The 24002-nt window shown below is 67.4% G+C and carries 21 protein-coding genes and 1 riboswitch; of the genes, 8 read left to right on the forward strand and 13 right to left on the reverse strand.

Annotated elements, in window-relative coordinates; genetic code table 11:
* Positions 1-21: 21 nt before the first annotated feature.
* The 3 genes from U5768_RS16045 to cobW are packed head-to-tail and all read right to left on the reverse strand — an operon-like array spanning position 22 to position 5962.
* Positions 22-1062 carry an ATP-binding protein gene (locus U5768_RS16045; RefSeq protein ID WP_322031391.1) on the reverse strand — a complete coding sequence of 347 codons (1041 nt, stop codon included), beginning with the start codon at positions 1060-1062 and terminating at the stop codon, positions 22-24.
* Positions 1059-4853 carry a cobaltochelatase subunit CobN gene (gene cobN / locus U5768_RS16050; protein ID WP_322031392.1) on the reverse strand — a complete coding sequence of 1265 codons (3795 nt, stop codon included), beginning with the start codon at positions 4851-4853 and terminating at the stop codon, positions 1059-1061. Before cobN ends, U5768_RS16045 begins: the two co-directional genes overlap by 4 nt.
* Positions 4854-4855: 2 nt before the next feature.
* Positions 4856-5962 (reverse strand): cobalamin biosynthesis protein CobW, encoded by a 1107-nt coding sequence (gene cobW / locus U5768_RS16055; RefSeq protein WP_322031393.1) that lies wholly within the window; start codon positions 5960-5962, stop codon positions 4856-4858.
* Positions 5963-6167: 205 nt separating this feature from the next.
* Positions 6168-6447: riboswitch (cobalamin riboswitch) on the reverse strand.
* Between the two features lie 132 nt (positions 6448-6579).
* Here cobW and U5768_RS16060 point away from each other — a divergent pair.
* Genes U5768_RS16060 through bluB form a run of 4 tightly spaced genes read left to right on the forward strand, consistent with a single transcriptional unit; the run spans position 6580 to position 9646 of the window.
* Positions 6580-7077: a cobalamin biosynthesis protein gene (locus U5768_RS16060; RefSeq protein ID WP_322031394.1), complete on the forward strand. Its 498-nt coding sequence runs from the start codon at positions 6580-6582 to the stop codon at positions 7075-7077.
* The gene (cobO, locus tag U5768_RS16065) at positions 7077-7679 is read left to right on the forward strand and encodes a cob(I)yrinic acid a,c-diamide adenosyltransferase (protein ID WP_322031491.1); all 603 of its coding nucleotides are present in this window, start codon (positions 7077-7079) and stop codon (positions 7677-7679) included. Before U5768_RS16060 ends, cobO begins: the two co-directional genes overlap by 1 nt.
* Before the next feature lie 4 nt (positions 7680-7683).
* Complete coding sequence (locus tag U5768_RS16070; protein WP_322031395.1) at positions 7684-8988, forward strand: cobyrinate a,c-diamide synthase; 1305 nt, start codon at positions 7684-7686, stop codon at positions 8986-8988.
* Positions 8972-9646 carry a 5,6-dimethylbenzimidazole synthase gene (gene bluB, locus U5768_RS16075; protein WP_322031396.1) on the forward strand — a complete coding sequence of 225 codons (675 nt, stop codon included), beginning with the start codon at positions 8972-8974 and terminating at the stop codon, positions 9644-9646. The genes U5768_RS16070 and bluB overlap by 17 nt, the downstream gene beginning before the upstream one ends.
* Before the next feature lie 13 nt (positions 9647-9659).
* Here bluB and U5768_RS16080 read toward each other — a convergent pair whose 3' ends face one another.
* The 5 genes from U5768_RS16080 to U5768_RS16100 all read right to left on the reverse strand — a co-directional run bounded on the left by U5768_RS16080 (position 9660) and on the right by U5768_RS16100 (position 15363).
* Positions 9660-10055 carry a VOC family protein gene (locus U5768_RS16080; RefSeq protein ID WP_322031397.1) on the reverse strand — a complete coding sequence of 132 codons (396 nt, stop codon included), beginning with the start codon at positions 10053-10055 and terminating at the stop codon, positions 9660-9662.
* Positions 10056-10160: 105 nt separating this feature from the next.
* Positions 10161-10781, reverse strand: coding sequence for a DUF4136 domain-containing protein (locus U5768_RS16085; protein WP_322031398.1), 621 nt, complete (start codon positions 10779-10781; stop codon positions 10161-10163).
* 39 nt (positions 10782-10820) lie between these two features.
* Positions 10821-13232 carry a CHASE2 domain-containing protein gene (locus U5768_RS16090; RefSeq protein ID WP_322031399.1) on the reverse strand — a complete coding sequence of 804 codons (2412 nt, stop codon included), beginning with the start codon at positions 13230-13232 and terminating at the stop codon, positions 10821-10823.
* An 11-nt stretch (positions 13233-13243) separates the two neighbouring features.
* Entirely contained in the window at positions 13244-14650 is a 1407-nt protein-coding gene (locus U5768_RS16095; RefSeq protein ID WP_322031400.1) for a FecR domain-containing protein, read from the reverse strand.
* 14 nt (positions 14651-14664) lie between these two features.
* On the reverse strand, positions 14665-15363 hold the full coding sequence (locus U5768_RS16100) for a response regulator transcription factor (protein ID WP_322031401.1): 699 nt from the start codon (positions 15361-15363) through the stop codon (positions 14665-14667).
* A 359-nt stretch (positions 15364-15722) separates the two neighbouring features.
* Here U5768_RS16100 and U5768_RS16105 point away from each other — a divergent pair, with 359 nt between their 5' ends.
* A complete protein-coding gene (locus U5768_RS16105; protein WP_322031402.1) occupies positions 15723-16127 on the forward strand; it encodes a hypothetical protein in 405 nt (134 codons plus the stop codon).
* 330 nt (positions 16128-16457) lie between these two features.
* On the opposite strand, the gene U5768_RS16110 is transcribed toward U5768_RS16105, so the two are convergent.
* On the reverse strand, positions 16458-17393 hold the full coding sequence (locus U5768_RS16110) for an SH3 domain-containing protein (RefSeq protein WP_322031403.1): 936 nt from the start codon (positions 17391-17393) through the stop codon (positions 16458-16460).
* A 78-nt stretch (positions 17394-17471) separates the two neighbouring features.
* Positions 17472-18119, reverse strand: coding sequence for a GTP cyclohydrolase II (gene ribA / locus U5768_RS16115; protein ID WP_322031404.1), 648 nt, complete (start codon positions 18117-18119; stop codon positions 17472-17474).
* A 305-nt stretch (positions 18120-18424) separates the two neighbouring features.
* On the opposite strand from ribA, the gene U5768_RS16120 reads away from it, so the two are divergent.
* Entirely contained in the window at positions 18425-18868 is a 444-nt protein-coding gene (locus U5768_RS16120) for a CBS domain-containing protein (RefSeq protein WP_322031405.1), read from the forward strand.
* Between the two features lie 256 nt (positions 18869-19124).
* On the opposite strand, the gene U5768_RS16125 is transcribed toward U5768_RS16120, so the two are convergent.
* Positions 19125-19478, reverse strand: coding sequence for a DUF4148 domain-containing protein (locus tag U5768_RS16125; RefSeq protein WP_322031406.1), 354 nt, complete (start codon positions 19476-19478; stop codon positions 19125-19127).
* A gap of 159 nt (positions 19479-19637) precedes the next feature.
* Positions 19638-20258, reverse strand: coding sequence for a DNA-3-methyladenine glycosylase (locus tag U5768_RS16130; protein WP_322031407.1), 621 nt, complete (start codon positions 20256-20258; stop codon positions 19638-19640).
* A gap of 187 nt (positions 20259-20445) precedes the next feature.
* Between U5768_RS16130 and U5768_RS16135 the strand changes: the two genes are divergently transcribed.
* Positions 20446-20838: a hypothetical protein gene (locus U5768_RS16135; protein ID WP_322031408.1), complete on the forward strand. Its 393-nt coding sequence runs from the start codon at positions 20446-20448 to the stop codon at positions 20836-20838.
* Positions 20839-20845: 7 nt separating this feature from the next.
* Here the strand turns inward: U5768_RS16135 and prpR are convergent, their stop codons facing one another.
* Complete coding sequence (prpR, locus tag U5768_RS16140) at positions 20846-22894, reverse strand: propionate catabolism operon regulatory protein PrpR (RefSeq protein WP_322031409.1); 2049 nt, start codon at positions 22892-22894, stop codon at positions 20846-20848.
* Between the two features lie 190 nt (positions 22895-23084).
* On the opposite strand from prpR, the gene prpB reads away from it, so the two are divergent.
* Entirely contained in the window at positions 23085-23975 is an 891-nt protein-coding gene (prpB, locus tag U5768_RS16145; RefSeq protein ID WP_322031410.1) for a methylisocitrate lyase, read from the forward strand.
* Positions 23976-24002 lie beyond the last annotated feature (27 nt).

Raw genomic sequence — 24002 nt, forward strand, 5'->3', positions numbered from 1 at the left:
CGGCGGCCTGTGCCCGACGGGTCAGCGTTTTTTTGCGGGCAGCGGGATCACGCCCTTCACCGCCCTCGCGGCGACGGGCTCCGGCGGCATCTCGCCCCAATCGGCCTCCGATGTTGCTTCGGTGTGCTTTGTATCGCGCATTGGCGCCGATGCGGATGGCGGCGTGGGCTCTGAAGCGGACGGCGCATCGGACCGTTGCGGCATGGCGTGCCGACGATGCGCGAGCACGCAATCGGCGACCTGATCGACGTGATCCGGCGTCGCCGCGTCCGCGCCTTCGAACGCCGCGAGCGCACGCGCCGCGCGCAGCATCACGAGGTCGGCGCGCAAGCCGTCGACGGCCGCCTCGATGCAGCGCTGCGCCACGCGCTCGTGCACGGCGTCGCTCCAGTCGAGTGCGGCTAACGCCTCGCGCGCCGCCGCGATGCGCGCGCCAAGCGCGCGTTGCTCCGCTTCGCGCGCCGCGCAAAACGCCTGCGGATCGGCATCGAACGCAAGACGCGCCTTGACGATGCGTTGCCGCTCAGCCGCGCCGTAAGGCGTGCCGAGTTCCACCATCAAACCAAAGCGATCGAGTAGTTGCGGGCGCAACTCTCCTTCCTCGGGATTCATCGTGCCCACCAGCACGAAATGGGCGTCGTGCGTGTGCGACACGCCATCGCGCTCCACGGTGTTCACGCCGCTCGCCGCCGCGTCGAGCAGCACGTCGACGAGCGCGTCGGGCAGCAGGTTCACCTCGTCCACGTAAAGCACGCCGCCGTGCGCACGCGCGAGCAAGCCGGGCGCGAAACGCACCGCGCTCTCGCGCAGCGCCGCTTCGAGGTCGAGCGTGCCGATCAGCTTGTCCTCGCTCGCGCCGAGCGGCAGCGTGACGAACGCGCCCTGTGGCAAGAGCGCAGCAAGCGCGCGCGCCGCCGTGGATTTCGCGGTGCCGCGCGGCCCGCTCACGAGCACGCCGCCAATCGCGGGGTCAATGGCTGCGAGCAACAGCGCGCGCTGCAACGCCGCCTGGCCGACCAGCGCGGTAAAGGGAAACGCGGGACGCGTGGCCGCAGCGCTCATGATCCTGATCCTTCCAGATGCTGCCCCGCTTCGAGCAGACGGTGTTCGAGTTGCGCGCGATGCTCGCCGGGCTCCTGCCAGAGACCGCGCTGGATCGCTTCGAGCAGGCGCTCGCATACGGCATGCAGCGCGTGCGGGTTGTGGCGCTGCATGAATTCGCGCGTGTCGTCGTCGTGCACGTAGGCGTTCGCGACGAGCACGTACTGATGATCGCTCACCACGCGCGCGGTCGCGTCGTAACCAAACAGATAGTCCACGGTCGCCGCCATTTCCGCCGCGCCTTTATAGCCGTGACGCTTCACGCCGTCGATCCACTTCGGGTTCACCACGCGCGAGCGGATCACGCGCGCGATCTCCTCGTGCAGCGGACGAATGCGCGGCGCGGCGGGGTTGCTGTGGTCGGCGTGATAGAGCGCGGGTTGCGCCTGCGAAAAATGCCGTGCAGCCGCCGCCATGCCGCCCTGAAACTGATAGTAGTCGTTCGAGTCGAGCAGGTCGTGCTCGCGGTTGTCCTGGTTCTGCAGGACCACGTCGAGCGTGGCGAGGCGCGCGCGGAACGCATCGTTCGCCTCGTCGCCCGCGCTCTTTTGCGCGTAGGCGTAACCGCCCCACGCCTGGTAAGCGTTCGCGAGATCGGCGTCGGTCTGCCACCGGCGATGGTCGATCATCGACTGCAGGCCCGCGCCATAGGCGCCCGGGCGCGCGCTGAACACGCGCCAGCCCGCGCGGCGGCGCGCCTCGTCGGCGGCCATGCCGTTCGCGACCAGCGCGTCGCGCTCGCGCAGCACGCGAGCGCGCAACGGATTCTGATGCTCCGGTTCGTCGAGATCGGCCACGGCTTGCACGGCGGCGTCGAACAGATGCATCACGTTGGGAAACGCGTCGCGGAAGAAGCCCGATACGCGCAACGTCACGTCGATGCGCGGCCGGTCCAGCGCCTCGACCGGCATGATCTCGAAGTCGGTCACGCGCTGGCTGCCCGCGGCCCACTTCGGCCGCACGCCGATCAGCGCGAACGCCTGGGCGATGTCGTCGCCACCGGTGCGCATCGTCGCGGTGCCCCACACCGAAAGGCCCACGGCGCGCGGGTAATCGCCATGCTCCTGCAAGTGGCGCTCGATGAGTTGCTGCGCCGATTTCATGCCGAGCGCCCACGCGGCCTGCGTGGGAATGGCGCGCGTATCGACGGAATAGAAGTTGCGTCCCGTGGGCAGCACATCGGGACGCCCGCGCGAAGGCGAACCGCTCGGGCCCGGCGGCACGAATCGGCCTTCGAAACCGCGGCGAAGGTTACGCATCTCTTCCGGGCCGCACGCGTCAAGGCGCGGCAACACGTCGTCGAGCAGGCGCGCAAGCACCTGCGCCGCATGCGGCAACGAGGCGTTCGCCGCATCGCTTCGCATGCCTGAACAAATGTCTTCGATCAGCGCGGCCGCGAGCGTTTCCAGGCGCTCGCGCGTGTCGCCCGCATGACGCCACGGCGCATCGCTCGCACTGGCGAGCAGCGGCGGACGCGGCCCATGCCACGGCGCAGCCCAATCGACCGAGGCCGGATCGACCAGATGATCGATACGCAGGTCTCGCGCGATCGCGTCGATGAGGCCCGCGTTCGCGCCCTGCCCGTCGCCGCATGCATAACGGCCTAGCGCAAGCAGCGTGTCGCGGCGCTGCTGGCCCTGCGGCGACTCGCCGAACGTATGCAGGCCGTCGCGAATCTGCGCTTCCTTCAGTTCGCAGAGCCAGGCGTCGGCGCGCGTGAGGAGTTCGTCTTCATCCGCCTTATCCTGAGGCGCGGCCACGCTCAATTCCTCGTGCAACCGATGCTCGATGATGGTCGCGAGTATCGTCTTGCGCAGCAGCTTTGCGCGGCGCGGGTCCACCATCAATGCTTCGTAATACTCATCGACTTGCCGTTCGAGGTCTTGCAGCGGCCCATAGTTTTCGGCGCGCGTGAGCGGCGGCATCAAATGATCGACGATCACGGCCTGGGCCCGGCGTTTGGCCTGGCTACCCTCGCCTGGATCGTTGACGATGAACGGATACAGATGCGGCAGCGGCCCGAGCGCCATGTCGGGCCAGCAGGTGTCGGCGAGCGCCACGCTCTTGCCCGGCAGCCATTCCAGATTGCCGTGCTTGCCCACGTGCGCGATGGCGTCGATGCCGAACGTTTCGCGCAGCCAGAAGTAGAACGCGAGATACGCATGCGGCGGCACCAGTTCGGCGTCGTGATAGTTCGCGTAGGTGTCGTCGCCGCGCGAGCGCGAGGGCTGGATGCCAACGAACACGTGAGCGCAGCGCCAGCCCGCGATCACGAAGCGGCCGCGCCGCACCGTGGGATCGTCTTCCGGCGCGCCCCAGCGCGCGATCAACGCGTTCTGCGCCTCGGCGGGCAACCGCGAGAAATGCGCGCGGTAGTCGTCGAGCGACAGACTCTGCCACGCGGGGCGCAGCGCGCGCGTGTCGGGATCGTTCGTCACGCCCTGCGTGAGGATGCGCATGAGCGCATCGCCATCTTCGGGCAAATCGGCCACGCGGTAGCCTTCGTCGCGCAGCATGCGCAGGATGCCGACCACTGAAGCCGGCGTATCGAGTCCCACGCCGTTGCCGATGCGCCCTTCGCTCATCGGATAGTTCGCGAGCACGAGCGCCAGTTTCTTTTCGTCGTTGGGCAGGCTGCGCAAACGGCACCAGCGGCGCGCAAGTTCGGCGACGAACGCCACGCGTTCGAGATCGGGCTGGTAGCGCACGACATCGACCTGCGTCTCCTTGCAGTGGTATGCGAGGCCCTTGAAGCTGATCGCGCGCGTAATCACGCGGCCGTCCACTTCGGGCAGCGCGATATGCATGGCGATGTCGCGCGAATTCAGACCGTGATTGTCCTTGAGCCAGTCTTCGCGGTTGCCGCCGCTCAGGATCACCTGGAACACGGGCGCGTCGCCGGCTAGCGCGAGCGGTTCGGGGTCGTCCAGTGACGAAGCGGCGAACGCCGTCGTGTTCAGCACGAGCGACACGTCGTGCTGCGCCGCCAGTTGGTCGAGCACGTCGCGGCTCAAGGTGTCCTTGAGCGACGTGATCGCAAGCGGCAGCGGGTTCATGCCGCGCTCCAGCAGCGCGGCGATGAGGGCATCGAACGCGGCTGTGTTCGCGGCCTGCAAGTGCGCCTTGTAAAACAGCAGCGCGACAACCGGCGCGCCGGGTTGCCAGCGCGCGCGCCATTCGTCGATGGTCGCGACGTCGCGCTGCGGGCAATACAGCGCGGCGGCGGGCAGCGCGACGGGCGGCGCGGGCTCGCTGCCCCAGTCGAAAGCGCGCCACGCGAGCGCGCGCAAAAACGATTCGGCATTCGCCGCGCCGCCTTCTCGCAGATAACGCCACAACAGGTGGCAGAATTCGGGCTCGACGCGGCTCTTCGCCGTGAGATTCGGGTCTTCCTGCAAGTCGCCGGAAAACATCGCGAGCAGTTGCCCGCGACGCTGTGCGAGCGAGACGACCTGTTCGATGCCGTACGGCCAGTACGTTTCGCCGCCCAGATGATCGACCACCACCACGCGCGCGTGCTGCAAAACATCTTCGACGTAGAAGTCCACCGATGCAGGCTGGCGCAGGTACGTGACGTTGGCGAGCCGCACGCTCGGGAAGCCCGCGGGCAGGCGCGGCACGACGCTCGCCAGCAGCGCGAGCGTGGTGTCCGCCGAACTGAGCACGACGATTTCGGCGGGCTGCTGGTCGATTCGGATAACGCCTTGCGTGTCGTCGACGAAACCGCCCGGCGTGGTGCGCAGCAAATGCATGGCTAGCTCGGCGCGCTCACCTTGGCGGCAGCGTTCTGCGCGTTCGCCAGCGCAGCCGAGAACGCGGCTTGCAGCGTCGCGCCGTCGAGGTCTGCGCCAATCAGCACAAAGCGGCTCGCCAGCGGCTGCGCGGCGCTTTCCTGCGCGTTCCAGCGGCGGTCGAAATAGCTGTCGAACCGGCGGCCCACGCCTTGAATCACGAGACGCATCGGCGCGCCCGGCAACGCGGCAAAACCTTTCACGCGATAGATCGTATGCGCATCGACGAGTTGCTGCAGCGCTTCGATCACGCTCTCGCGCGACGCCGCCGCGCCCGCTACGACGACCGAATCGAACTCGTCGTGGTGATGATCGGGATCGTCGGCGGAACCGTGATGGTCGTGACGAAGATGAATGCTCTCCTCGGAGGCCGTTTCGAGCCCGAGCAGCGTATGCAGATCGAGCTTGCCGTGCTGCGCGCGCACGATCTTCACTTGCGGCGGCAGTTCCTCGCGCAGTTCGGCGATGAGCGCGTCCTGGCCCGCTTCGTCGAGCAGATCGGTCTTGTTGAGGATGACGAGATCGGCGGCCGAAAGCTGGTCTTCGAACAGTTCGTGCAGCGGCGATTCGTGATCGAGATTCGGATCGGCGCGACGCTGCGCGTCTACAGCCTGCGGATTTTCGGCGAACTGACCGCTCGCGGCGGCGGGGCCGTCCACCACGGTCACGACCGCATCGACGGTGAACGCATTGCGAATCGACGGCCAGTTGAACGCCTGCACGAGCGGCTTGGGCAGCGCGAGACCCGAGGTTTCGATCAGCACGTGATCGACGTCGCCACGGCGTTCGAGCAACTTCTCCATCACCGGGAAGAATTCTTCCTGCACGGTGCAGCACAGGCAGCCGTTCGCTAGTTCGTAGAGCTGACCTTCCGTTTCGTTGCCGTTCTCGTCGCAGCCAATGCCGCAGCCACGCAGAATTTCGCCGTCGATACCGAGTTCGCCGAATTCGTTGACGATGACCGCGACGCGCAGGCCGCCCGCGTGCTGAAGAATGTGACGCAGCAGCGTGGTTTTACCGCTGCCGAGAAAGCCCGTCACGATCGTGACCGGAATCTTGCGCATTTGCATGAAGTGCTCCTTCGGCGCCAGGCCTCCGAAATGGACCTCGTGCGTCGCTGGCCGTTCGTGCTGGCGTCGTCGGGCGCGCATAGCCGTGGATATGCGCTCACGCACAACGATTCAACAACCCTCAGGGGACGAACGGCCGGACGCGCACCCGGGCCTCGCCCGGCTGACGCATGAATATCACGGACTCGCTACCGCATCCCCGCAGCGCGAATCCCACGTATCTGGCCGGTATCCGGACTGACGAAACACCGCTTCGCCTTCCCGCGCGAGCGGCCTTGCGGCCGTTCGCACAGTGGCGTGAACTGCGTAAAACTTAAACGCAGCATGGAAGCGGTTTGCGGCATTCGTTCGAACGCCGCGCTCGTTGTACCGTTGCGGGTGCAGTTCAGGTTGGCCATGCCGAGGCGGGATGGCTCCCTGATTCCCGTTTAACTGCGCGCGCATTATGAATCGCGCGCGCGAGCACCAGAGTGCGAGCGAGTGTAGGCGCGAGGGGCTTGCGCGTCAAGGAAGGCGTGGGAACGCGCAAACGCGTGTGCTATCGTAGCGCGCATCCGCCACGGGCCGGTTTCGCCGGGTTTCGCTTTGCGCCCACGCCTTCGATCTACGCTCCCACCGTGAATTCAGCCGACAGCCGCGCCTCGCGCACCGCCTCATGCGAAGCCACGCCGGAATCGGCGCAGCGCGCGCCATCGCTTGTGCTCGGCATTGGCTGCCGGGGTGGCGCGACGCTCGCGCAGATCGACGCCGCCGTGCGCGCAGCGCTCGGCGCGCGGCCGCTTGAAAGCGTAACCGCCGTGGCGACGCTCGACGCGAAAGCCAGCGAACCCGCATTGCAAGCTTTTTGCGCGGCACATGCACTGCCGCTGCGCACGTACACGCGGGAACAGCTTGCGGCAACGCCCGCTCAAGCGCCGCCTTGCGCCGCCGCGCAAGCGCGATTCGGTGTAGACGGCGTATGCGAACCGTGCGCGCTTCTTGCGGCGAACGGCGGCCCGCTCGTGCGCGGCAAGCAGGCGTTCGACGGCGTAACGGTCGCAATCGCGCTCGCAAGCACGCTGCAAACCCATGCAAACGCGGACGCGCAAGCGCCGCAACCGACCCACTCACGATGATGAAAACCGATCCCGAAGCGCACCAACGCATGACGCAACGCCGCCGCGAAGGCCACGAGAAAAAACAGGCCGCCGCGACGCACGAAAAGGGCCTGCTGATCGTCAATACCGGCAACGGCAAGGGCAAAAGCACGGCGGCATTCGGCATGGCCGTGCGCATGCTGGGCCACGGCATGAAGCTCGGCGTCGTGCAGTTCATCAAGGGCGCGCTGCATACGGCCGAACGCGACTTTCTCGGCAGCGTCGCGCACTGCGATTTCGTGACGATGGGCGACGGCTACACCTGGAACACGCAGAATCGCGACGGCGACATTGCCACCGCGCGCAAGGGCTGGGACGAAGCGAAGCGCATGATCGAGAGCGGCGACTACGCGATGGTGATTCTCGACGAACTCAACACGGTGCTCAAATACGAGTACCTGCCGCTCGACGAAGTGCTTGGCGTAATCGCATCGCGCGCGCCGCACGTGCACGTGGTCGTGACGGGGCGCCATGCGCCCGATGCGCTCATCGAAGCCGCCGATCTCGTCACGGAAATGCGGCTCGTGAAGCATCCGTATCGCGAGCAAGGCGTGAAGGCGCAAAAGGGCGTGGAGTTCTGAGCCCGTGAGCGCAACGCTTGCCTGCCCCGCGCTTTTCATCAGCGCGCCCGCTTCGGGCCAGGGCAAAACCACGCTTACGGCGGGCCTCGCGCGCCTGCATCGCCGTGCGGGCCGACGCGTGCGCGTGTTCAAGACGGGGCCCGATTTTCTCGATCCCATGATCCTCGCGCGCGCGAGCGGCGCGCCCGTGCTGTCGCTCGATCTGTGGATGGTGGGCGAACCGGCGTGCCGCGCGCTGCTCGCGCAGGCCGCGCGCGAAGCCGACCTGATCCTGATCGAAGGCGTGATGGGCCTGTTCGACGGCACGCCGAGCAGCGCCGATCTCGCGACTACGTTCGGCGTGCCCGTGGCCGCTGTCGTGAGCGCGAAGTCGATGGCGCAGACCTTCGGCGCGATCGCATTCGGTCTCGCGCGTTTTCGACCCGACGTGCCGTTTCATGGCGTGCTGGCGAATCGCGTGGGCTCGCCGCGTCACGCGCAGATGCTCCAGGAGATGCTGCCCGCCGACGTGCACTGGCTAGGACACGTCGCAAGCGAAGCGACGATGGCGCTGCCCGATCGCCATCTGGGCCTGCACCAGGCCGCGGAAATCGACGACCTCGACGCGCGCATCGAACGCGCCGCCGACGCGCTCGCGCAAACCGCGCTAGCCGAACTGCCGCCGACGGTGGCATTCGCCGATCCTTCGCATGACGAAGCGATTCCACGGCTGCTGGAAGGCCGTCATATCGCAATTGCGCGCGACGCCGCGTTCTCGTTTATCTATCCCGCGAATATGGCATTGCTCGAAACGCTGGGTGCGCGCGTGAGTTACTTCTCCCCGCTGGCGAACGAGCCTGTCACTGCCGATGCGATCTTTCTGCCCGGCGGCTATCCCGAGCTTCATGCTTCGGCGCTCGCAAGCAATACGCAAAGCGCCGATTCGTTGCGCGCGCATGTATCCGCGGGCAAGCCGCTCGTCGCCGAATGCGGCGGCATGCTTTATCTGCTCGATGCACTGACCGACGCGCAAGGCACACGCACGCCAATGCTCGGCCTGCTGCCCGGCGAGGCGTTCATGCAAAAGCGTTTCGCGGCGCTCGGCATGCAGCAGTTGAGCGGCGCGCATGGCGCGCTGCGCGGCCACACGTTCCACTATTCGCGCATCGCCACGCCGCTCGCGCCAACGCTCACGGCACGTCACGCACAAACGGGCGCGCCGGGCGAGGCGCTTTACCGGCACGGCTCGATCGCGGCCACCTATATGCACGCTTACTGGCCCTCCAACCCGGCTTTCGCGGCCGCACTCTTTCATGGCACAGCCCTTTGACGAAGCCGAACGCGCGGCGGTCTACCGCGCGATTTACGAGCGCCGCGACATGCGGCACTTCGCGCCCGGCCCCGTCGATCCCGCGACACTGGCGCGCCTGCTCGATGCCGCGCATCATGCGCCGAGCGTGGGCTTCATGCAGCCGTGGCGCATCGCGCGCATCACCAATCAATCGTTGCGCGAGCAACTGCATGCGACGGTCGAACGCGAACGCATTGCCACCGCCGACGCGCTAGGCGAGCGCCACGACGAGTTCATGAAGCTCAAGGTGGAAGGCATGCGCGATTGCGCGGAGGTCCTCGTGGTCGCGCTGATGGATCGCCGCGAAGCCCATGTGTTCGGCCGGCGCACGCTGCCGGAAATGGACCTCGCCTCCGTGGCGTGCGCGATCCAGAACATGTGGCTCGCGGCGCGCGCCGAAGGACTCGGCATGGGCTGGGTGTCGATCTTCGATGTCGACGAGGTGCGCACCCTGCTCGCCATGCCGCCCGGCGCCAAGCCGGTGGCGATACTCTGCGTGGGTCAGGTCGACGCCTTCTACCCGCAGCCCATGCTCGAAATGGAGAAGTGGGCGCAACGCAAACCTCTGGGTGAATGCGTGTTCGAAAACCGCTGGCCGCAGGAAGAAGCGGCGCCGCACGGCACGCCCGGCGCCTGACGCCCACTCACGCTCACACTTGCGCCTCGCGCGCGTAGCAGACGGCCTCGACGTTGTTGCCGTCCGGATCGATCAGGAATGCTGCGTAATAGTCAGGGCTGTAATCGGCGCGCACGCCCGGCTCGCCATTGCCTTTCGCACCTGCACGCAAGCCAGCTTCGTAGAAGCCGTCGACCGCTGCGCGGGTGGCCGCCGCAAACGCTACATGCACGCCGCGCGGCCCAAGCGCGGAGCCGCTGGACGCAGCGGATACGGCATGCAGCCAGAGTTTGGGCTCGCCTGGCTGGCCGAGTCCCGCATAGGTGTCGTCGTGCATGCATACCACGACGCCTAGCGGCGCGAGCAGCGCTTCGTAAAAACGCAAGCTGCGTGCGAGATCCTGCACGCGCAATCCAATGTGATCGAACATGAGCGACTCCCGTGATGTCTGCGCGCAACCGTTGCGCCAGATTCAGGGCCAGCATAGCGCCTTCGTCGCTTGCATGACCTGGGGAAAGTTGCCCTGAACGCCGGCCTATTCCGGATTGAGGGGAGAAACCGAAAGCACTTCCGGCATGCCCGGCGTGCGATCCGTGGCGCCCGCATTGGCCGGACTCTTCAGCTTGACGCGCCACTGCGGCGCGCCCGCGTACGGCAACCGCGCCAGTGCGCCCGCCACGAGGTAGGGCACGGCTTCGCGCGCGTCGGCGTTGCGGTCGCGCTTCACAGCGCTCACCTTGTAGATCTCGCCGCCATCGGGCAGCGCGAAGAAACGCAGCGTCAACGTATGCACGTAGGGCCGTCCGAACCACGGCAACGACGGCCCCTCGGCCGGCGCGCAGCCCGCGCCGCAGTCGCCGCCCACGACTTTCACGTCGGCGGGACGCGTGGCCCACGCCACCGAGACGAGATAGCGCGCCGCCTCGGGCGCCCCCGCGTTGAAGCCGCGCTGGGCAAGGCCATCGCTTAGCAATGCCTGGTAAGGGAGCATTTCGCCCGCGTCGGCCTGTGCGGGCGTGGGCGCGAAGCGATAGTTCGCCGGTTGGCTGGCCGCGGCGGGCAACGCGCCCGTGGCCGCGATATCGGCCGTCACGCCCGCGCATCCGGCGAGAGCAACGAGCATCGGCACGAGACAGATCGGCAGCAAGGTCTTCACGAAACACTCCATCGGTTATTCAGGCACTTCTCGTGCGAATCATATCGGCGCGTCGAACGCGGGCAGCGACATCGTCAAAACGGTGCCCTCCCCCGGCCCGCTTTCCAGTTGGACGTCGCCGCCATGACGCGTCACCACGGTCTTCACGAACGCCATGCCGAGCCCCGCGCCGCTCACCTCGGGCCGCTGCTCCGCATGAAAACGCTGGAATGGCTGGAACAATCGCGCCTGATCTTCGTGCGCGATGCCGTAGCCCTGATCGCGAATCGAGCAGGTCACGCGGGGCGGAATGTGGTCGTCCAGCGCGACGGTGCAGACGATACGCGTGTCCGCGGGACTGTACTTCACCGCGTTGTTCAGCACGTTCACGAGCGCGCGCGTCATGAGCGAGCGGTCGGCGTTGATCCAGCCCATTTGATCGTCTTCGAACGCCGTGTCGATCTGGATGCGCTTCGCTCGCGCCTGCGGCCACACTTCGTCGCTCGCGTCGATCACGAGTTCGGCGAGGCTCGTGGGCTCGAGCGCATACACCTGCGATTCGGCGCGCGCGAGCTGCACGAAGTCGTCGGCGAGCTTGAGCGAGCGGCGCGCGTAGCGCTCGATGCGCTCCATCACGCCGCGCACGGGCTCGGAGGCGAGCGTGCCGCGCTCGCGCTCCGTCTCGACGAGCGCGACGATCGAGGCCTGCGGCGAGCGCATGTCGTGCGAGAGGAGGCGCAGCGCGTCCTCGCGCTGGCGCTCGGCGTCGTGCAGTTCCGTCACGTCGACGAGACCCGCGATCCAGCCCACCGCCTGCCCCTGTGCGTTCGTGCAGCGCGCGTAGCGCAGCAGGTAGTCGCTGCCGTCGCGCGCGCGCACTTCCACGCCGCGCTCCATCAGCTCCGCGAACTCGCCGCGCGCCGGATCGAGCGGTGCGGGCCAGTGCGCGTGCGCAAACGCCATCGCGTCGGGCGCCGGGTCGATCGGCTTGACGAGCGAGAGGTCGCCGAACACGTCCTGCATCAGGCGCCCTTCCGCGGCGCTCACCTTCAGGCGTTCGAGATACGCACGCGACGCGTGATTCGCGATCAGCACGACGCCGCGCAGATCGGCGACGAGAATCGGCTCCGGCACGGAATCGAGGCTGTCCCACACGAAGCGGCGCATGTCTTGCAGCCGCTGCGCGGCCTGCGCCATGAGCGCCATTTGCTGGGCGAGCGCGTCGCCCGCGAACTCGCGGCGCTGCGTGGGCGCTTCGGGCAGCAGGTAGGGTTCGTCGGCAAGCTGGCGCAGTTCCTTGCGCAAGTAGGCCATTGTCATTTCGAGGCGCCGCCAGCTCCACACGGGATAGACGACGACCAGCGCGACGATCGCGGGCACGGGCGGCAGCCACAGGCGCGCGCCGTGCAGCATGCCCGCGCTCGCGCCAAGCGACACGACGATCAGGAGCGCGAGCAGCAGCAATGTGCGCAACGGCGAAAGCACGAGGAAACCCGCCAGCAGCACCACGAGCGGCGCGAGCGAGGCGAGCACGACCGCGACCGGCGGCGCGGGCTGGATGGCCGTGCCGTTGAGCAGCGTGTCGAGCACGATGGCGTGAACGTACACGCCGGGCAGCGGCCCGAGCGTGCCGGAAAGCGGCGTGGCGAAGCGGTCGTAGAGCCCCGAGGCCGTCACGCCGACGATCGCCACGCGCCCGCGCAACTGCCCGGCCGGCACGCGGCCTTCGAGCACGTCGGCGAACGAGACCTTGTGGTAGGTCTGCGAACTGGCGCTGAACGGAATCAGGAAGCGCGACTCGGTGCCGGGCGCCGCCGCGTTCAGCACGTCGTCGCGTTGCGCCGCGGCGGGCGTGCCATGCGCGAGCTTCACGGCGCCGCTGCGCACCGCGCGCCAGAGCGGCACCATCAGTTGCGGCCAGCGCTGCTGCGCGTCGCCTTCGAAGAGCGCGACGCTGCGCACGATGCCGTCGCTATCGACTTCGAGGTTGATATGGCCCAGGCCCGCAGCCGCCTGCGCGAGCGGCGCGACGGGGCGCACGGCGTCGCGGTGGCCGGTGTCGTCGGCGGGCGTGAGCAGGATGGGCAGAAACGCCGGGCGCGCGCTCAGCGCCTGCGCAAATCGCGCGTCGTCGGGAGAAGATTCGGTGAACAGCACGTCGTAGACCACGGCCGCCGCGCCCGCCTTCGCGAGCTGATCGACGAGCCGCGCGTGCACGTCGCGCGGCCACGGCCAGCGCCCGAGCGCGGCGACGCTCGCATTGTCGATCTCGACGAGCACGATGTCGGGCGACACGGACAGCGAGCGCGAGGAGAGCAAGCGGTCGTAGACCAGATGGTCCGCGCCGCTCGTGAGCCGCCAGAGCACGCAAAGCACGACCACGATCACGCCGGCGCAGCCCACGCCCATCCATTCGAACAGGAAGCGGCGCCCGACGGAGCGGCCAAGGCGCGCGGGCGGCCTCACGCTCATGCGCGCCTGCGTCACCAGTCGAGCCTGAACGACTGGACGGGGCTCGCCTTCTGGTAGTAATGGCCGTTGTCGAACTGCTCGGCGATCACCGTCCAGTAGTACACGCCCTTCGGCAAGTCGCGCACGACGGCCTCGCCCGCCGTGATGTCGGTGCGGTCGATGAGCGGCGCACGCAGGTCGGACGTCGTGCCGAGCACGAAGCGAAAACGCGTGTTCTGCGCGTTGCGGTCGATGAACCAGCGGAACGCGAAGTCGCGCGAACCCTCGATGGAGCCGGCGCTCACGCCGAGCGCCGCGCGCCTGCGCTCGAACGCATACGAGGCCGGCATGCCTTCGAGGCCGCGAGCGTCGATGGCGGAAATGCGTACGAACCAGGTGCCGTCGGGGAGATCGGCGAACGATACGCGCGGGTCGGCGCTGCGCTTGTCGCGGATCATGTCGAGCAGGCCCGCGTCGCGGCCGATCTGCACGCGGTAGGCGCTCGCACCCTCGGCGGGCGCGATATCGAAGACGACTGCGTCGTCGTCCTGCACTTTGGAAGGATGCTGCAGTTCGGGCGCGTCCAGCAGGGTGACGGGGGCGCCCGCCGGCTGGCCCGCCAGCGTGAGGTTGCCGTAATGGGCGGCCACGAGCTGCTCGGAAGCGGTAAGCGGCGTGCCGGCCGCCGGCGGCTGCAGGTGCGCGCCGTAGCCATTGCGGGCCGGCGAACCGGCGTCCACGCCCACCGCGCCATCGAGCACTTCGACCGCTGTTGCGCCCTTGCCGCCGTCGTAGCTCACGCGAAACTGCGTGCCGCGCACGCCCGCCACCACGGAAGGCGAGCGAATCTGAAAGCGATCGTCCTTTTTCGTGGCGTGCGTGACCTCGCTCGTCACTTCGCCGCGATGCAGATCGATGATGCGGTCGGTCGCGCCCGTGAGCGCGGTTTGACGCAGCGTGGCCAGGTCGACCGCGGTGTCGGGCGGCAACGCGATATGCGAACCGTCGGCCAGTTCGAGCGTGGCGAAGCCGTCATGGCCGGTCTGCACGCGATCGCCCTCGACGAGCGTCGAGCCAACCGCGAGCGGCAGGAGCGGACCGGCGCGGAACGCGTGCTGCACGGGTCCGTTCGCGGCGATCACCTTCGCGCTGAGGTCGTCCTGGCGCAGCAGCGCGACCGGCACGCGCAGCGTGGTGCCGGGCCACAGGCGTTGCGGCGCGCTCACATGATTGAGGCTCGCGAGCTTTTTCCAGTCGGCGGGATTGTGCAGGTAGCGCGCGGCGATGCCGTAGAGCGAGTCGCCGGGACGCGTGACGTACGTGGTCGTCTCGGGCGGCTGCGCGGGCGCGCGCGGCGCGTTCTCGCGAGCCTCGGCGCCACGGGGAAGGGCAACGAGTGTGAGCGCGCAAGCAAGCAACGGCGCCGCGGAAGCGTGCATCGCACGCGCGCCCCTCACGCGTCGTCCCCCTCGATACGTTCGAGCCGGTAACCGTAGCCGTAGATCGGCGTGAGCCGATAGCCGTTTTCGGGACGCAGGCCGAGCTTCGAGCGCAGCATGGAAACGTGCGTGTCCATCGTGCGCGAGGGAATGTCGTCGGACTGCTTCCAGATCACGTCGAGAATGTGCGCGCGCGAAAGCGGGCGGCTCAGGTGCTGGAACAGCAGCAGCGCGAGATCGAACTCCTTCTGCGTGAGCGCGACGTTGCGCCCGCTCACCGAGGCCTGGCGCGATTTCAGGTCGAACTCGTACTCGCCGAAGGTTTCCTTGAGCGCGGGCGCGTGCAACTGATACGCGCGGCGCAGCAGCGAATTGACGCGAGCGATCAGCACCGGCGCCGAGACGGGCTTGACGACGTAGTCGTCGGCGCCCGCGTTGAGCATCTGGGCGATGTCGATCTCGCGGCTGCGGCTCGTCATGAAGAGCACCGGCAGGCGCGTGGAGAGGCTCTGCCGCACCCAGTGCAGCACTTCGTCGCCTGCCATGTCGGGCACGTTCCAGTCGAGCACGAGCAGGTCGAACGTCTGCCGCCGAAGCTGCCTGACGAGTTCGCTGCCCTTGGCGAACGCGTGGCAGGCGTGGCCCGCCGCACTCAAGGTCTGGCAGACGAATTCCGTCTGCGCCGCATCGTCGTCCAGTACTGCAATTCTCATAGCACCCCGCAACCAGGTTTGTTTTTCATCGCTTCAGGATGGACTGCCTTCCTGTCGCACCGCGCCGCAGCCGTGACCGTCGTCCGGCGAGGCCCGGCGCGCGCACGGGCGCGGCCACGCAGACCAACCACCCTGGAGCTGGCAGCACGCGGAACCCGTCGTGCGCCAAAGCCTGCTACTTTCGCCGCGTCTCGAAAAAAATGGGAGCGCGGGGCCGCCTTCGGTGAACAGATCGCTCGCATGTTAATCACTCATGGTAGTCGAATTTACTGTCGTTCGAGCCGGGTTTGGCTGCCTGGCACGCGGCTTCCCACGCGGTCGAACCCGCGCGCCCTCGGGGCCGTCCGCATGCGCGCCCGGTGGAAAACGCATACGGCCGGATCGAAGAAGCATGGAGCCCCCAGCAAGACAAGCAGGCAGAGCAGCAGAAGCGAAGCGGCCTGGCGCTCGTTCGCGGACGCAACAACGTCAAGCCGCTCGCAATGCGCGAAGCGGCAGGAAAGAATTCGTTCAGAAGTGCGGAAAAAATGTGGCGACGGCCGCGTGCTCTGCGCACTGCGTGGTCTCCGGAATCCGCCCGGAGTCGGACCGCCAGCGCAGTCATCGTCGTGCCCGGCGCGAACTCCGCTGCCAGCGTCACCGCCCGACGCTGCCGGCGGGCCGCAGCCGCCTCCCTGCACGACGAGGCACCTGCGGCCGTCGCCACGTCCATCTCAAAGCACTGGTTTTCCCAGCGTTATCCGGCGAACTCGTGTTCGCTCTGACTTCCTCTTGCTGACTGCATCGCCTTGTCCCGAGCGAGCCAGCCCCCGTAGCAGATATTCGTTGCCAGCGGCGCATGCGCGAAGCTCGCGTGGCCGTGGCGTCGTGCAACTGTGCTTGCACTTGACGCGACGTCGTATTCTCACCTGGTCGCTACGAATTTACTGTCAGGGATTGTTAAATCCGTCGCGGCGGCGATGTGAAGGAGTAAAAAGGCCCGCCAAGGCGTTCACCTGGCGATTTCCTGGCATTCCTAAATCTCTATCGGAAAACGACAACGGCGGAATCCCGTCATGAAGATCCCGCCGCTACAGCAAAAAAATCGCTATGGATTAGTGCTGGGGTTGCCGGTCGTTGCCGCGTTCGCCGCCCTGGCTGGGAGCGTGACCGCCCTGAGGCGGCGCGGGTGGACGGCCCTGCTGGGGCGCGGGTCCCGGCGGATGCTGCATGCCGCCTTGTGGCTGCGGCGCCGGCGGCCTGGCATTACCCTGCGCGGGCGCGCCAGCCGGCGGACGGCCGCCGAACGGCTGCTGCTCGGGCGGGCGCCCCCCCTCGTGCGGACGCATTGCAGGCTGCTCCCCGTTGGCAGGCGCGCGGGGCGGTTCTGCATTGACGGGCGGACGGCCCGCGCCCGGCGGCGGCATGTTGCCCGGCGCGCGCGGCGCTTCCTGATTGAAGGGCGGACGCTGCGCTCCCGGGGGCGGGCCGCCGTGCATCGGCGCATTTGGCCCCGGCGGACGTTCGCCGCCGCCCGGCGGTATGGCGGGCGGATGGCCCGGCGCACCATGCCACGCGGGCGCTGCCGGCGGACGGCCGCGTTCGGGAGGCGGCACGTGCTCCCATCGCTGCTGTTGGCCATACCACGGCCTGTCGCGATAAAAGCTGCCCCAGTAAGCGCCAAGCGAGAACGCCACGACAGGCAAGCCGATCGCCGCGCCATAATTGGCAAGCGGCACGTAGCTGCCCTGATACGGATAACTTAGATAACCGCCGTAGACCCACCCGCGCAGACCGGGCACCGTCACGTCGCACCACGAGTAGTCGCTCACGCAGCCCATCACGGTAACGGGCTGGCCGGGTCCGAGTTCGGAAACGACCGGATAGTCGCCGGAAGGCCCCGCGTACAGATCCACGGGTTCGCTGGTATAAGCCGCGGTTTGCGCGCTGGCGTCGGACGACGCCAGCGCGAGACCGGTTACGAGGCACGCACTGGCGAGCGCAGATGCGAGCGCGCGCGTCCGCATGTGCGTCTTGAGACGCTTTGACATCGTTTCTCCCTGTTCCCGCTAATTTGATTTTTCGTAACGCAATTTGCGCGCCTGTCCCTCTTTGGAGACGGCTTCGGGTTACTCGTTCTCTTCGAAGTAATGTCCGAACTTGGTCTGCTTGGTGCGGATATACCGTTCGTTTTCTTCGCGCATGGGAATGGCGAGCGCGACGCGCTCGGTCACCGGAAGACCGTGCTGCCGGAGCGTGTCGAACTTCTTCGGATTGTTGCTCATGAGGCGCACCGACGTCACCTTCAGCAGACGCAGGATCGCCGCCGCCGAATCGTATTCGCGCGCGTCGTCGGGCAGGCCGAGATCGAGGTTCGCCTCGACGGTGTCGCGGCCCTGCTGCTGCAACTGGTACGCGCGGATCTTGTTCGACAGGCCGATGCCCCGGCCTTCGTGGCCGCGCAGGTACAGCAGCACGCCACGGCCTTCGGCCGCGATATAGCGCAGCGCGAGGTCGAGTTGCTCGCCGCAGTCGCATCGGTAGGAGCCGAATACATCGCCGGTCAGACATTCGGAGTGGAGCCGCGTCAGCGTGGGCTCGCCGCTGCCCACGTCGCCCATGACTAGCGCGAGATGCTCGGCGCCGCCGTCCTTCACCCGGTAGACATAGGACTCGAACGTGCCGTAACGGGTCGGCAGCGTGGCGGTCGCGTCAAGCACGACGCATTCGTTGGCGTTGTCGCCGTCCGCACAGGACGACTCAGGAAGCGTAGGCATGATCTGGAACAGGAAACTGGCAAAAACCGGCACGGGGCCGGGTAGAAGTTCGGAACCGGAGTTTACCGCCATTTGCGCCGCCCCGCCGCGCCATGCCTGGGCGGCGGCTGCGGGCTGGCCCGGACGAGGGCTCCATTGGGTGCATGCCATCGGCATAAATGGTGCGACCCCGCGCATACCCCGACGCCGCCCGGCACGCCAGCCGCCTATACTGAAATGGCTTTCCAATGGCTTGCCGGGCCATGCCCGCGCTTGCCGCGCCGCGCAATGACTGAACAACCAGAAGGACGAGGAGGAGTCGCCCTATGACAAGCGTTGCACAGGTACTCAAATCGAAGCCGGAACAGGTGGTGTACACCATCGAAGCGTCCGATTCCGTTTTCAACGCAATCCGCCTGATGGCCGAAAAGCATATCGGCGCGCTGCTCGTGACCGACGGTCCAACGATTGCCGGCATCGTCACCGAGCGTGACTATGCGCGCAAGATCGTGCTGATGGACCGGTCGTCGAAAACCACCCCCGTGCGCGACATCATGAGTTCGCACGTGCGCTTCGTCGAGCCGGAGCAAACCACCTACGACTGCATGGCGCTCATGACGGAGCGGCGCATGCGCCACCTGCCCGTCATGGACGGCGGCAAGCTCGTGGGAATGGTGTCGATCGGCGACCTGGTGAAGGAAATCATCGCCGAGCAGAAGTTCACGATCGAGCAGCTAGAGCATTACATCACCGGCGGCCCGGGCGCCTGACGTCAAGCGCCGCTTTCCTGCCGCGAGATGTGAAAAAACGCCCAATCCCCGCAGGGTTGGGCGAAGCCACCTTTCGGCAGCGGAGGTTTCACGCATGAAAGATCGCGCGAGCGGTTGGCGCGACGGCGTGCGATGAAGGCGCAGCGGTGCCCGACTTTTTGGGTGCCGGTCGGGGGCGCTCCCGGGCGCAGGACGCTGCCCGGGCGTCGGGTCGGCTCGAGCGCTCAGGCGCTCCCCTGCCTGCTCACCCGCCCGCTCAGTTGCCGAAGTACACCGACTGCGACGGGCGCAACGTTGCCGGTTCGCTGGACTGCGCGCCCGACTGCGCCGAACCCGAAGTCGAGGGGCCATAGCCGCTCGTTTCGGCTGCCGGCGCTTGCGCCATGCCTTCCTGCTGGTTCACGCGGGCTTCGGCGGCCTGAATGTCGGCCGGGTATGTCGCGTCGTTGGACGTAGCCGGGTTGTAGCCGGCCTTCTCGAGCTGGATCAATTCGGATTTGACTTCGGCGCGCGTGACCGGACCGTTGCCTTGCACCTGGGCAAACGAAAGGGCCGGGGCGGCCACGAGGGCGGCGACGAATGCGGCTTGAATCAGGGTACGGGATTTCATGGTCATTACCTCCATCACTTGTTTTTTGCCGGCGGCGGTGGCTGATTGCACCGCCAGACCAGTGTTTTCAGTGTATTGAGGAGAAAGACCAGGGCAAACCCTTAATTTGAGAAAATACACTTTCAACCCAAGCAACAATGCCGCAGCGCTTCCCCCGAATCACAGCGCGGCGATGCTGCCATCCAGCAACTTGCGCGGCCCGCTCACGAACCGGCTCCCCAGTTCATAGAAGCGCAGCGGCCGGTCCATCTCCCGCGAAAGCCCGATGCGCGTCGTCACACCCAGGGGCCGCTGCGGTTCGTCCACGCGGCCGATCCAGAGTCCATGACCACGGCACAGGTCGACGCCGTCGAAGGCCGCTGCAACGCCGAACGCCTGTGAGAGCCGCCCCGGCCCGCGCGCGAGATCGCGCAGCGGCACGCCGGGGCGCAGCGCCTCCATCGCGGCAATGCCTTCGAGCGGTTCCAGCGCGCGAAACAGGATGCCCGCGCCCACGTCCACGGCTTCGCTCGACATGTTGAACATCCAGGCGCTGCCGTAGGTGAGCCGCACGTGCGCATGACCGCGCTCGAGGAACATCGCGGCGTTATAGGGCCGCCGTCCGATATAGGCATAGCTCGTGGAATCGCCCACGGGATAGGCTTCGACTTCGACAAGCCGACCGGCCATGCGCCCCCGCGCCAGATCGCGCACGAGATATTTGCCGACCATGAAACGCGCCAGCTCGGCGGTGTCGAGCGGCAGGTCTTCGCGGCGCAGCGGCTGGATCGTCATCGTCATCGAAGCGCTCCCGGTTTGATCGGCACGGACATCGGGTTTTTCGCGGACCCGCAGAGTGTAGCCTCGCCGGCCATTGCGCTACCATCGTCCGCATATCTGCGCGAACGGTTCGCGCGACCTCATGATCCGGCGCGCGCCGTTCGACGATTCGTCACGACCGGGCGAGCGCCACCGAAGGAGCCGCAAAATGGACGAACAAAGCGCGATTCAGTTTCTCTCGACCGTGCGCAAGCCCCTGCTCACGCTGCACAAGGCGATTCTCGACCACGAGCGCAAGGAGTACGAACGCGAGTTCGGGCCGGTCACGCCGGCGGCTTTCCTGCAGGTGCTCATCAACGGCTCGGGCTTTCGCTGGCTCATGCCGCTTTCCACGGTGATCGCCAACGTCGACGAAACGCTCGACGCAAAGGACGCGAGCCCCGACGACCGCATCGGCGCGGCGCAAGGTGTGGCCGCGCTCTTTTCCGGCGCGGAATCGGCGGAGTTTTACGAGCGCTATCAGGCCTTGCTGCAGGCGAGTCCCGAGATTCTGCATCTGCACGGGACGGTCGCGCCGCTGCTCGGCGCGCTGAAGAACTAGGCGCGGTTCAGCCGCGCGGCGCCTTGCGAGGCGCCGCTATGCCCGTAGCTTCGCCGCCAGCCTCCGCGGCCGCCTTCGCGCGCTTGCCGTTCGCGCCGGAAAGACGCCGCCAGAGCGTCGTCTTGCTGATGCCGAGCATCTCGCACGCGCGGTCGCGGTCGCCGTTGCAGGCGTCGAGCGCGGCGCGGATTTCGTCGGCCTCGGTGTTGAGGCTGCGCTCGCGCAGCGTGAGCGCGCTTTCCTCCGCCATCGCCGCAGCGCCAGTGGCAACGCGGCGCGACTCGAACACCTCCGGCGCCACCGAGCGCAGCACGTCCGGCGTCAGTACGTCCTCTTCCGAGTCAGCCAGTTCCACCACGATCCGCTCGACCACGTTCTGCAGCTCGCGCACGTTGCCGGGCCACGCGTGCCGCCCGAGCGCGCCGCTCACGAGCGCGAGCGAGCGCGCCGCGTCTTCGGGCGTGCGGATGCGCACGGCCACGCGCGGCTCGCGGCGCGAAGCCTGGAACAGCAGTTCGCTCGCGAGCAGCGCGATATCGGCGCTGCGCTCGCGCAACGGCGGAATGGCGAGATTGAGAATGTTCAGCCGATAGAAGAGGTCCGCGCGAAACTCGCCCGCCTCGATCTGCTCGGTGAGCGCGCGGTGCGTGGCGGCGACCACGCGCACGTCCACCCGCGTGGGTTCGGTGGCGCCGAGGCGCACCACTTCGCGCTCCTGCAGCACGCGCAGCAGCCGGCTTTGCAACGGCAACGGCATTTCGCCGATTTCATCGAGAAAGAGCGTGCCGCGATGCGCCGCCTCGATAAGCCCCACCTTGCCGCCGCGACGCGCGCCCGTGAATGCGCCCTCCTCGTAGCCGAACAGTTCGCTCTCCAGCAGCGCCTCGGGAAACGCGCCGCAGTTCATGGCGACGAACGGAAAGTCGCGCCGCGGGCTCTCGCGATGAATGCCCTGCGCGATCATCTCCTTGCCGGTGCCGCTCTCGCCGCGTATGAGCACGGTGGCGTCCGACTTCGCATAACGGCGCGCGAGCTGGCGCACGCGCTCGATGCCGGGCGTCGCGCCGCTCAGGTCGTCCAGCCGGTAGCGCGCGACGAACTGCTGCGTGCGCTGACGCGAGCGCAGCGTGCGGTCGAGCCGCTCCACCGCGCGCGATTCCTGAAACGTGAGCACGGCGCCCGTGGTCACGCCGTTGTCGACGAGCGGCCCGCGATGCACGACATAACTCACGCCCCGTACGGTTTCGAGCGATTCGCCATCGGCTTCCGGCAGGGCGAAGGCGATGTCGGGCGCGAGCGCCGCGAGCGGCTGCCCCGCCGCCGCCGCCGGATCGATGTCGAGGACGGCCGCGAGGCGCTGGTTGATCGCTTCCACGCGGCCGCGCGCGTCGAGCGCGACCACGCCGTCGCGCAAGTGCTGCAGCACGCTGTCGAGGCGCTGACGGCGCTGCGTTTCGCGCCAGGTGGCCTGCACGAGGTCCAGCGCGTTGTCGAAGGCCGCGCGCACCGATGGCCGCGAATAGACGAAAAACGGCACGAGCCCGAGCCGCGCCGCAAGGTCGTTGACGAGACCCGGCCCCACCACCGCGCCCACGCCCCGGTCGCGCAGGTCGAGAACGCAGGCTTCGGCGTCCTGCACGGTGCGGTACTGGCCGAACACCACGTCGATGCCATAGGCGCTGGCGAAGCGCCGCACTTCCACGGGCGTCTCGCCGTAAGTGACGAGCGCGACGAGATCGGCCTCGCGCCGCGCGCGGGCCAGCGCCTGCATCACGTCGAAGCCGGTGGGCTGCACGAGCACCACGGGCAAGTCGATGCGCGCCTTCAGATAGGTGCCGTTCGAGCCCGCCGCCACCACCACGTCGGGCCGCTGGCTGGGCCCCGCGGCGGCGATTTCGGCCACCGCTTCCTCGAAGCCGCGCGGCACCACGCGCAGGTCCGCGAGTTCGTCGTATTCGCGGGCGATGTCGCGAAACAGGTCGCGCAGGCGGCTGATGCCCATGGCCCAGACGCGCGGGCGGATGGGGGACGAAGCGGGAGCGGGAAAGCGGTTCATGATGTCCTGCGGTGCGGTATGCGCATTATCGCGCGCTGATTTCATTTTTGAAATCGCAATTTCACGCTCGAAATCAGCGTCTGTAATGCGCCCAGGAGAAATCTGCGAAAAATCAAGGCGTTAGCACCGATGCACCGAACTGGCACGCTATCTGCAATAACAGCCGGCGATCCAATTGGAGACATCACGCATGAACAACACATCCCCCGCAAGCGCCGGCGCGAAATTCCGCGCAGCCGTGGCCGCCGACCAGCCGCTGCAGGTCGTCGGCGCCATTACCGCGTATGCGGCCAAACTCGCGCAGGCGACCGGCTTCAAGGCCGTCTACCTCTCGGGCGGCGGCGTGGCCGCCAACTCGCTCGGCGTGCCGGACCTCGGCATCAGCACCATGGACGACGTGCTGATCGACGCCCGCCGCATCACCGACGCCGTGGACATCCCCCTGATGGTCGACATCGACACCGGCTGGGGCGGCGCCTTCAACATCGCGCGCACGATCAAGTCGTTCATCAAGGCAGGCGTCGCGGCCGTGCATCTGGAAGACCAGGTGGGCCAGAAGCGCTGCGGCCATCGTCCGAACAAGGAAGTCGTGGCGACCGGCGAAATGGTGGACCGCGTGAAGGCCGCCGTGGACGCGCGCACCGACGCAGGCTTCGTCATCATGGCCCGCACCGACGCGGCCGCCGTGGAAGGCATCGACGCCGCGATCGAGCGCGCCGTGGCCTACGTGGAAGCGGGCGCGGACATGATCTTCCCCGAAGCGATGAAGACGCTCGACGACTACCGCCGCTTCCGCGCGGCCGTGAAGGTGCCGATTCTCGCCAACCTCACGGAATTCGGCTCGACGCCGTTCTTCACGACCGAAGAACTCAAGAGCGCGAACGTGGATATCGCGCTCTACTGCTGCGGCGCGTATCGCGCGATGAACGCCGCCGCGCTGAACTTCTACGAGACCGTCAAGCGCGACGGCACGCAAAAGGCCGCCGTCTCCACGATGCAGTCGCGCGAAGACCTCTACAAATACCTCGGCTATCACGAGTACGAAGACAAGCTCGACGCGCTCTTTGCCGCGAAGAAGTAACCCTGCCATACAGCCCACAGATACAGA

Origin of the sequence: Paraburkholderia sp. J76 (assembly GCF_905220295.1) — a bacterium.
Taxonomy (GTDB): Bacteria; Pseudomonadota; Gammaproteobacteria; order Burkholderiales; family Burkholderiaceae; genus Paraburkholderia.